This is a genomic window from Kribbella caucasensis (assembly GCF_004361855.1).
GTDB lineage: Bacteria > Actinomycetota > Actinomycetes > Propionibacteriales > Kribbellaceae > Kribbella > Kribbella caucasensis.
Genome location: NZ_SNWQ01000033.1, coordinates 67,844 through 76,878 on the forward strand (window position 1 = coordinate 67,844; position 9,035 = coordinate 76,878).

The window sequence follows — 9,035 nt, forward strand, 5'->3', positions numbered from 1 at the left end:
CTGCCATGGACATCACTATTCACTCGGCTTACCTCCCGCAGGACGATCCGGACGCAGCCCTGGCCTTCTATCGCGACACGCTCGGCTTCGAGGTCCGCAACGACGTCGGCTACCAAGGGATGCGGTGGATCACCGTCGGCCCGCCCGACCAGCCCGGTACGTCCATTGTCCTGCATCCGCCGGCCGCGGATCCCGGGATCACCGACGACGAGCGCCGGGTCATCGCCGAGATGATGGCCAAGGGCACCTACGCCGGCATCAACCTGGCCACCAAGAACCTCGACGAAACCTTCGAGCGGCTGCAGTCCGGCGATGCCGAGGTGGTCCAGGAGCCGACAGACCAGCCGTACGGCGTACGCGACTGCGCCTTCCGCGATCCCGCGGGCAACATGGTCCGGATCCAGGAACTCCGCTAAGCCGGCCGCCTGACCTGACAAGGTGCCCTCGCTACCGGGAAGCGTCGTCCCCACCGCCTACCGGCCGGTGCTCGCCAACCGGGTGTTCCGGCGGCTGATGCTCGGCTTCGCCGTCTCGTACCTCGGGGACGGGATGAGCTTCGTCGCGGTCGCCTGGCTGGCCATAGAGCTCGCGCCGGAGGCGACCGCGGGGCTGTGGGTCGGCGGCGCGGTCGCGGCGTACACGTTGCCGGGCGTGGTCGGCGCGCTGGTGTTCGGGCGCCGGCTACGCCGGATGTCGGCCAGGCGGCTCCTGTTGATCGACAACGTGGTACGCGGCGTGTTCATCGGCGCCATCCCGATCGCATGGCTCGCCGGGCTGCTTTCACTGCCGCTGTACGTCGTACTGCTCGCCCTCTCGTCGCTGCTGCACGCATGGGGGAACGCCGGCAAGTACACGATCCTCGCCGAGCTGCTGCCCGACGAGCAGCGCCTCGCCGCGAACACGCTGGTCAGCACGCTCAACTTCGCTGCCACGATCGTCGGGCCCGCGATCGCCGGTGTGCTGGTGACGTACATGAGCTCGGCGTACGTGCTCGGCCTGGACGCACTCACCTACGTGTTCCTCGCCGTACTCGTCGCGCGGTTGCAACTGCCGGAGACGGGGCACATCTCCGTCGTCGACAAGGCCGCCCGCGGTGGGCTCGGGTTGATGCGATCCCATCCCGAGCTGCTCGGGCTGCTGGCGCTCACCTGGTTCTTCAACCTGCTTTACGGCCCGGTCGAGGTCGCCCTGCCACTCCACGTGACCCAAGACCTGCACGCACCGGGCACGCTCCTCGGCCTCTACTGGATGCTGTTCGGCATCGGCGCGGTGCTCGGCGGGCTCGCGGTCGGCGCGCTACGGCAGTTGCCACTCTGGCCGGTGACGGTCGGAATCGTGATCGCCTGGGGGTTCGCGCTGCTGCCGTTCGGGTTCGACGTGCCGATAGCCGTCACCGTCGCCTGCTTCACGCTCGGCGGCGCGATCTACGGACCGTTCGTGGCGCTCTCGGTGACGCTGATGCAGGCGAAGTCGCCACCACAGCACCTGGCCGCGATGCTCGCCGCCCGCAGCGCCGTACTGCTCACCGCCTCCCCGGTCGGTACTGCGCTCGGCGGACCCCTGATCACGGCACTGGGCCCACGCGCGACGCTCGGCGGATCGGGACTCGCCACCGTCGTACTCGGCGTCGTCGCCTGCGTCCTGCTGCTGGGTCGCCGTCGTACGCCGGCGAGCGGGTGACCAAAACCGATCAGGAATCGAGAAGCGCCGCTCAGCGGTCCGCGCCTAGCGTGACTGTCACAACCGATCCACGACTTCAGGGAGTGACCATGACCGACTCAACCACCCTCGGCATCCAGACCGTGCTCCACCCCGTTTCCGACTTGGCGAAGTCCACCGAGGTGTACGCCGCGCTGCTCGGCGTACGGCCGCAGACCGAGTCGTCGTACTACGTCGGCTTCGAGGCCGCCGGCCAGCAGATCGGACTGGTTCCGAGCGGCGGACCCCAGACTTCGGTGGTGGCCTATTGGCACGTGACGGACATCGAGGCGAAGCTGGCCGAGGTGACCGCCGCGGGCGCCGTCGTGAAGGAACCCGCGCACAACGTCGGTGGCGACCGCCTGGTGGCCACCGTCACCGATCCCGATGGCAACGTCCTCGGGCTGCTCCAGGACTGATGTTCAGACTCGTTCGACAGATGGAGGTGCTTCGCAATGGCTGAGAAGAAGGCGGCAAAGAAGGCGACCGCCAAGAAGGCGACCGCGACGGAGTACACGGGGCTCACTGAGGAAGAACGAGCCGCGATGAAGAACCGCACCCAGGAGCTGAAGGCGGAAGCGCGCCGCGGCAAGGGTGCGAAGGTGGACGAGGAGGGCGCCCTGCTCGAGAAGCTCGCCGAGATGGATGAAGCCGATCGGGTCATGGGCGAGCGGATCCATGAAATCGTCAAGGCCGCCGCGCCCACCCTCACGCCCAAGCTGTGGTACGGCATGCCCGCGTATGCCAAGAACGGAAAGATCATCGTCTTCTACCAGCCCGCGGCGAAGTTCAAGGCGCGGTACGCGACGCTAGGCTTCAACGACGATGCGAAGCTCGACGACGGCGCCATGTGGCCGACCGCCTTCGCACTGATGGAGTTGACCGCCGCAGACGAGGCGAGGATCGCCGAGCTGGTGAAGAAAGCGGCCGGCTGAGGACTGAGGCAACCCCTCAGCCCAGCCCCGCCCGAGAGATGGAGACACGATGAGCACCGCCAAGAGACACGATGCCGACAGCCACGACATGATCCGCGTGCACGGGGCACGTGAGAACAATCTCAAGGATGTCAGCGTCGAGATCCCGAAGCGCCGGTTGACGGTGTTCACCGGCGTTTCCGGCTCGGGCAAGAGCTCGCTGGTGTTCGACACGATCGCCGCGGAGTCCCAGCGGATGATCAACGAGACCTACAGCGCGTTCGTGCAGGGCTTCATGCCGAACCTGGCGCGGCCCGAGGTCGATCTGCTCGACGGCCTGACCACGGCGATCATCGTGGACCAGGAGCGGATGGGCGCCAACCCCCGATCGACGGTCGGCACCGCCACCGACGCCAACGCGATGCTGCGCATCCTCTTCAGCCGGCTGGGTAAGCCGCACATCGGCTCGGCCCAGGCCTTCTCCTTCAACGTGCCGACGCGGACGGCGAGCGGCGTGATGAGCACCGAGAAGAGCGGCGGTCGGGTCGAGAAGGCCGTGGTGCGCAACGTCGTCTACCAGGGCGGCATGTGCCCGCGGTGCGAGGGGATGGGCTCGGTCAGCGACTTCGACCTGACCGCGCTGTACGACGACAGCCTGTCCCTCAACGCGGGTGCGCTCACGGTCCCCGGCTACAGCATGGACGGCTGGTACGGCCGCATCTTCAGCGGCTCCGGCTACTTCAACATGGACAAGCCGATCGCGAAGTTCACCAAGAAGGAGCTGCACGACCTGCTCTACCGGGAGCCGACCAAGATCAAGGTCGAGGGCATCAACCTCACCTACGAGGGCTTGATCCCCAAGATCCAGAAGTCGATGCTCTCCAAGGACGTCGACGCGATGCAGCCGCACATCCGTGCGTTCGTGGAGCGGGCCATCACGTTCCAGACCTGCCCCGAGTGCGAGGGCACCCGGCTCAGCAAGGAAGCCCGGTCGTCGAAGATCAAGGGCAAGAACATCGCCGACCTCTGCTCGATGCAGATCAGCGACCTGGCCGACTGGATTCGGGACCTCGGCGAGCCGTCGGTGGCCCCGCTGCTCACCGGGCTGCAGCACCTCCTCGACTCGTTCGCGGAGATCGGGTTGGGATACCTCTCGCTCGATCGGCCGGCGGGCACGCTGTCCGGTGGAGAAGCACAGCGCACCAAGATGATCCGTCACCTCGGCTCGTCGCTCACCGACGTCACGTACGTCTTCGACGAGCCCACGATCGGCCTGCACCCCCATGACATCGAGCGGATGAACAAGCTGCTGCTGCAGTTGCGCGACAAGGGCAACACCGTTCTCGTCGTGGAGCACAAGCCGGAGTCGATCGTGATCGGCGACCACGTCGTCGACCTGGGCCCCGGCGCCGGTACGGCGGGCGGCACAGTCTGCTTCGAAGGGACCGTGGACGGGCTGCGGAAGAGTGACACCATCACGGGCCGCCATCTGGACGACCGGGCCTCGCTCAAGGACTCGGTGCGCTCGTCCGCCGGCGCGCTGGAGGTCCGTGGCGCGTCGACGCACAACCTCCAGGACGTCGACGTCGACATCCCGCTCGGGGTGCTCTGCGTTCTCACCGGCGTCGCCGGCTCCGGCAAGAGTTCGCTGATCCACGGTTCGGTCGCCGGCCGCGACGGTGTCGTGGTGATCGATCAGGGCGCGATCCGCGGTTCGCGCCGGAGCAACCCGGCGACGTACACGGGGCTGCTGGACCCGATCCGCAAGGCGTTCGCGAAGGCCAACGGCGTGAAGCCGGCGCTGTTCAGCTCGAACTCCGAGGGCGCCTGCCCGACCTGCAACGGTGCCGGCATCATCTACACCGAGCTGGGTGTGATGGCGACCGTCGAGTCCGTCTGCGAGGAGTGCGAGGGCAAGCGGTTCCAAACGGCGGTGCTGGAGTACACGTTCGGCGGCCGGAACATCGCCGAGGTGCTCGCGATGCCGGTGACCGAGGCGGAGGAGTTCTTCGGCGACGGCGAGGCGCGTACGCCGGCCGCCCACAAGATCCTCGATCGGCTGGCCGATGTCGGGCTTGGCTACCTCTCGCTGGGGCAGCCGCTGACCACGCTGTCCGGTGGCGAGCGGCAGCGGCTGAAGCTGGCCACCCAGATGGCTGAGAAGGGTGACGTCTACATCCTCGACGAGCCGACCACCGGCCTCCACCTCGCCGACGTCGAGCAGCTGCTAGGCCTGCTCGACCGGATCGTCGACTCCGGTAAGTCGGTCATCGTCATCGAGCACCACCAGGCGGTGATGGCGCACGCCGACTGGATCATCGACCTCGGCCCGGGCGCCGGTCACGACGGCGGCCGAATCGTCTTCGAAGGCACCCCCGCCGACCTGGTCGCCAAGCGCCCCACCCTCACCGGCGAACACCTTTCCGCCTACATCACCACCTGAGTCCTCAGGGGCGGCGACCGAACGCGTCGAGCATGCGGGTCTGGAGCGGCGCCTGAGGAGACACCGTTCCGCTGGGTCCGTCGCCATACGCGCCGAACGCCAGCATCCAGTCCAAGTGCGGCTCGACGAGCTCCCACAACCCGCTGGCAACGGCAGGCTCGAGGGTCTCGTCGAGGCCGGCCGCACGGAGCAGGTCCCAGGCATGGACGACCAGGTCGACGAGTCTGAAGCGCAGGAAGGCGCTCGCGGGGATGTCCCCGGTCGGAAAGGGGACCGGCTGCTCAGCGGGTGCGGCGGCGAAGGCCTGCGCCTGGCTCGCCGCCGACTCTCTTACCGCGGCGATCGGGTCGTCGCCCAACTGGTCGCCGGCGAGAGCGGCCCGGGCGTCGTCGCGGCTGACCCCGGCGAGCAGGAGCGCGGTGAAGCGGTTGCCGACGACAACATGTTCCACGAGTTCGCGGACGGTGATGTCCGAGGGAGTCGGTAATTCCCAGGAATCTGTTGGCAGCGCCCGTACGACGCGCTCGAACTCCGCTGATGCGGCTGCGATCAAATCCACGATCTGCAGGTTAGCTCACAGTGGTGGTGACCTCGTCCTCGGCGAGAATCCGGGGGCCATGCCTACCCTCAGTCTGATCACCGCGGTCCACCCGTCCGGAGCCGACTTCCTCGCCGAGACCATCGACCACCTGAGGCGACAGGTTCTGCCGCTCGGCTGGACGCTGGAGTGGCTCGTGCAGGAGGACGGTACAGATCCGCAACTCCAGCACCACTTCGACGAATTCCCCGAGGTCAGCTTCGAGGCCAATCGTGGGCAGTACGGTCCGGCCTTGACCAGGAACATCGCACTGACGCGTGCGGCCGGCGAGCTGACCGCAGTACTGGACCAAGACGACGTACTGCTGCCTGGGGCGCTGGCGCGGTTGATCGCGCACTTCGACGATCCCAGCGTCACGTGGGCGGCGGGCCAGGCCGACGACCTGCTGCCCGACGGGAGTCGTCAGGCGTACGAATCAGCCCTGCCGCCGGGCGTCATACCGCCGGGCGCCGTGAACGACTGGGCTGCTGCCAACGGTGGCGTTTGGCCGATCCAGCTTGCGGGGCTGATGGTTCGGACGCAGGCTCTTCGCTCCGTCGGCGGTTGGGGGACTGGGCCTGGTCACGAGGACGCGACGATGTTCGTCGCTTTGTCTGAGCACTCCACCGGCTACAACGACCCCGCAGTACTTTGGCTCTACCGCCAGCACGAGGGTCAGATGACTCAGCACGCCGGCCCGTACCGTCGTGGGGACGGCAAGCTGATGGCGCTCCAACGTCTGCACGCACTCCGCAACCCCAGTGCACCTCCACTACCGAAGACTGATGTCACCTTCATCCAGGCCGCCGCCGGCCAGAAGTTCCCCTCCGGCTGGTGGCGCGCAGAGGATTCACCAGGGACCTAGGAGGTCGATGTGGCCAGTTCAGTGCTCTACATGTCGATGTCGCTCGACGGGTACATCGCGGCGCCGAACGACGGGCCGGACAACCCTGGCGGCGACGGCTTCATCCGGCTGCACGAATGGGGCCTCATGCCGGGGACCGGGACGTGATGGTGCACGGCGGATACACAGCCCAGCGGGCGCTGGAAGCCGGGGTACTGGACGAGCTGCAGATCCACCAGATCCCAGTACTGTTCGGTGGCGGCCGCCGCCTGTTCGACGTACTCCCGTCCCGCATCGAGCTGGGCATCGTCCAAGTCATCGACACCCCAGAAGCAACCCACCTCCGCTACCGCGTGCGCCACTGAGCACAGTTGGCGGACTGTGCCACGGGCTCGACCAGACGACGTACTGGGCCAACGAGGTGTATCGGATCGAGGTCAAAGAACTCGACGGCACGTCAGCTCTACTTCTGACCTGAGTTGGGTCAATCGGGTTAGTGCCTTGGGATCGGTCGATCCAGTGCGTCGAGGATCGCCTCTTGGTCGGGACTGAGGGCGGGCGGGATCGTGGTGATCACGCCATTGATCTCGACGGTGGCTGAGCGAAGTGGCTTGAGGGTGCGCAGGAACCGTCGCAGCGATAGGCCGGTCCGGTTCTGCACGGTGCGGGACACCGCCAGCGCGGTGAACACGATGGTCAGGTGCGCCTCGATCGCGTCGCGGGTGCGGGCGAACATCGGCCGGGCGCGTAGGTCGGTCTTGGACATCCGGAAAGACTGCTCGACGTGCCACAAGTCGTGGTAGCTGGCGATGACCTCTGGCGCGGGCATGATGCTGGCTTCGATGTTGGTGACGTAGCCCTTCAATCCGACCAGCCGGCGTGCCCGCGCGAGTGATGCCTCGTCGAGCTCTTGGGCGCCGTTGCGGGTCTTGACGAACCGAGGTGTCCTCGCGGTCTTCTCGCCCGCGACGACGGCACGGGCCTTGTTCTCCTGCAGGGTCAGGGTCTTGTTGTCGCGCACCGCCCGTTTCGTGGAGTGCGCCCACACCGCTCGCCATGATCGAGGATGGGGCTGCCGATCCCAGACCGGCTCGGCCTTCACCTTGGGGTCACTCGCGTTGCTCGTCATCCCGCGCTGGTCCTTCGGGGTGATGGTGTCGATCACCTGCCCGTCGACGAAGGCGTCACCGTGCCAACGGAAGTGGGACTCCAGGTCCTTTGGGTGCCTTCGTGACCCGGGAGCCGACGATGAACCGCAGGCCCGCCTCGTCGAGCTCCTTGAGGTTGCCCGCTGACAACATCCCGGCGTCGGCCACGACGACCATGTCGGCCAGGCCGTGGCGTTCCTGGAAGGCCTTGATGATCGGGACGATCGTGAGCGTCTCTGCCTTGTTGCCCTCGAAGCAGCCGACCTCGAGCGGAAACCCGTGGCGGTCGACCAGCAGCCCAACAACCACTTGCGGGTCGACTCGGCGTTCTTTGGAGTAGCCGACCTTGCGGAGGTCGTCTTCCTTGTCTGCCTCGAAGTAGAGCGTGGTGACGTCGTAGAGCACCAACGACACATCGCCGTTGGCCACGGCGTGGTTGAAGCAAGCGGTCGCGATCTGGTCGCGGTAGGCGCCCGCGCGGCAGCGACGCAGGGTCCGTTTGCGGGTCGACAGGCTCGCCGATACCCGGCCCATCTCGCCCAGGACGCGGTCGATGTCGAGCAGACTGGTCGGCTCCACGATCCGCGCGATCACCAGATCGCGGACGACCTCATCACCCACGATGTCGAAGCCAAGGCTGGCGTACACCCCAGCGAGAGCGTCGTACAACAGCCCGCAGGAGGTCTTGAGCACACGCGAACGCGGCACCACCTGCCGCGATGCCGGCCCACTCGCAGCGCTCGCGAACAGTCCCGCCGCCGCCGGCGGCGGGACCATCACAGCCTTCGAGCGCGCCGGCGCGATCCCGAGATCCAGCATCCCCTGACGATCATCAGCCAGCAGGCGGTGAGCCTCTTCCAGGAGCAGGCCCAACTCGACCTCATCACGGGCTGAGCCGACGTGCCGCACGATCCGACGCCGACCACCGACCGACTCCGCGATCTGAACCGCCGTGGCCCCCGAGGCCGTACGAACCCGCCGAACCCAGGCCATCCGGCGATCCTACCGACCCGAATTAGTGCCTTGACCGCACACTAACCACGCCCATCGCCGCAGGTCAGCGCGATCTGGTCCCCAAAAACCTGCTCAAGTGACCCAAGTCAGGAGGTGTATCGGATCGAGGTCAAAGAACTCGACGGCACGTCAGCTCTACTTCTGATCAACCCCGCGCCTTAGCACCGGTACTGCAATAGGGTGCGCGCATGACGGTCGTGGGGCAGTACCAGGAGGACTATTACCTGCCGGAGGACGGCATTCTCGTTGTGCGGGAAATGGGGGCAGGGTTCGGTGAGGACGAGATGTCCGCGACCGATGCGCAGGTCAAGTCCATCCGTGTGGTGTAGCGGTTGTGTCGCGTGATCCTCTGGTTGGTTAGGCGCTGAGCGCCGGGATGTCGGTGTCTGTGGTGGTC

The 9,035-nt window shown here is 66.9% G+C and carries 10 protein-coding genes and 1 pseudogene; 9 read left to right on the forward strand and 2 right to left on the reverse strand.

All coding sequences use genetic code 11. From position 1 onward, the window contains the following. The first annotated feature begins 5 nt into the window (after positions 1 to 5). The 5 genes from EV643_RS39745 (at position 6) to EV643_RS39765 (ending at position 5,055) form a co-directional block, all read left to right on the forward strand. Entirely contained in the window at positions 6 to 416 is a 411-nt protein-coding gene (locus tag EV643_RS39745) for a VOC family protein (RefSeq protein WP_133805404.1), read from the forward strand. 22 nt (positions 417 to 438) lie between these two features. Next, positions 439 to 1,680: an MFS transporter gene (locus EV643_RS39750; RefSeq protein ID WP_133805405.1), complete on the forward strand. Its 1,242-nt coding sequence runs from the start codon at positions 439 to 441 to the stop codon at positions 1,678 to 1,680. 89 nt (positions 1,681 to 1,769) lie between these two features. After that, complete coding sequence (locus EV643_RS39755; RefSeq protein WP_133805406.1) at positions 1,770 to 2,117, forward strand: VOC family protein; 348 nt, start codon at positions 1,770 to 1,772, stop codon at positions 2,115 to 2,117. A gap of 36 nt (positions 2,118 to 2,153) precedes the next feature. Further along, the gene (locus EV643_RS39760; protein WP_133805407.1) at positions 2,154 to 2,633 is read left to right on the forward strand and encodes an iron chaperone; all 480 of its coding nucleotides are present in this window, start codon (positions 2,154 to 2,156) and stop codon (positions 2,631 to 2,633) included. Between the two features lie 49 nt (positions 2,634 to 2,682). Then, positions 2,683 to 5,055 (forward strand): ATP-binding cassette domain-containing protein, encoded by a 2,373-nt coding sequence (locus EV643_RS39765; RefSeq protein ID WP_133805408.1) that lies wholly within the window; start codon positions 2,683 to 2,685, stop codon positions 5,053 to 5,055. Between the two features lie 4 nt (positions 5,056 to 5,059). On the opposite strand, the gene EV643_RS39770 is transcribed toward EV643_RS39765, so the two are convergent. Beyond that, a complete protein-coding gene (locus EV643_RS39770; RefSeq protein ID WP_133805409.1) occupies positions 5,060 to 5,614 on the reverse strand; it encodes a TIGR03086 family metal-binding protein in 555 nt (184 codons plus the stop codon). Positions 5,615 to 5,672: 58 nt separating this feature from the next. Here EV643_RS39770 and EV643_RS39775 point away from each other — a divergent pair, with 58 nt between their 5' ends. The 3 genes from EV643_RS39775 to EV643_RS39780 are packed head-to-tail and all read left to right on the forward strand — an operon-like array spanning position 5,673 to position 6,841. Then, entirely contained in the window at positions 5,673 to 6,497 is an 825-nt protein-coding gene (locus tag EV643_RS39775) for a glycosyltransferase family 2 protein (RefSeq protein ID WP_166665749.1), read from the forward strand. A gap of 9 nt (positions 6,498 to 6,506) precedes the next feature. After that, complete coding sequence (locus EV643_RS46220; RefSeq protein WP_238166127.1) at positions 6,507 to 6,644, forward strand: hypothetical protein; 138 nt, start codon at positions 6,507 to 6,509, stop codon at positions 6,642 to 6,644. Next, positions 6,614 to 6,841 (forward strand): dihydrofolate reductase family protein, encoded by a 228-nt coding sequence (locus EV643_RS39780; protein ID WP_238166128.1) that lies wholly within the window; start codon positions 6,614 to 6,616, stop codon positions 6,839 to 6,841. The genes EV643_RS46220 and EV643_RS39780 overlap by 31 nt, the downstream gene beginning before the upstream one ends. Positions 6,842 to 6,969: 128 nt before the next feature. Here the strand turns inward: EV643_RS39780 and EV643_RS39785 are convergent. Further along, positions 6,970 to 8,617 (reverse strand): annotated as a pseudogene (locus EV643_RS39785) (IS1634 family transposase). Positions 8,618 to 8,826: 209 nt separating this feature from the next. On the opposite strand from EV643_RS39785, the gene EV643_RS44490 reads away from it, so the two are divergent. After that, the gene (locus EV643_RS44490) at positions 8,827 to 8,967 is read left to right on the forward strand and encodes a hypothetical protein (RefSeq protein WP_166665750.1); all 141 of its coding nucleotides are present in this window, start codon (positions 8,827 to 8,829) and stop codon (positions 8,965 to 8,967) included. Positions 8,968 to 9,035: the final 68 nt, after the last annotated feature.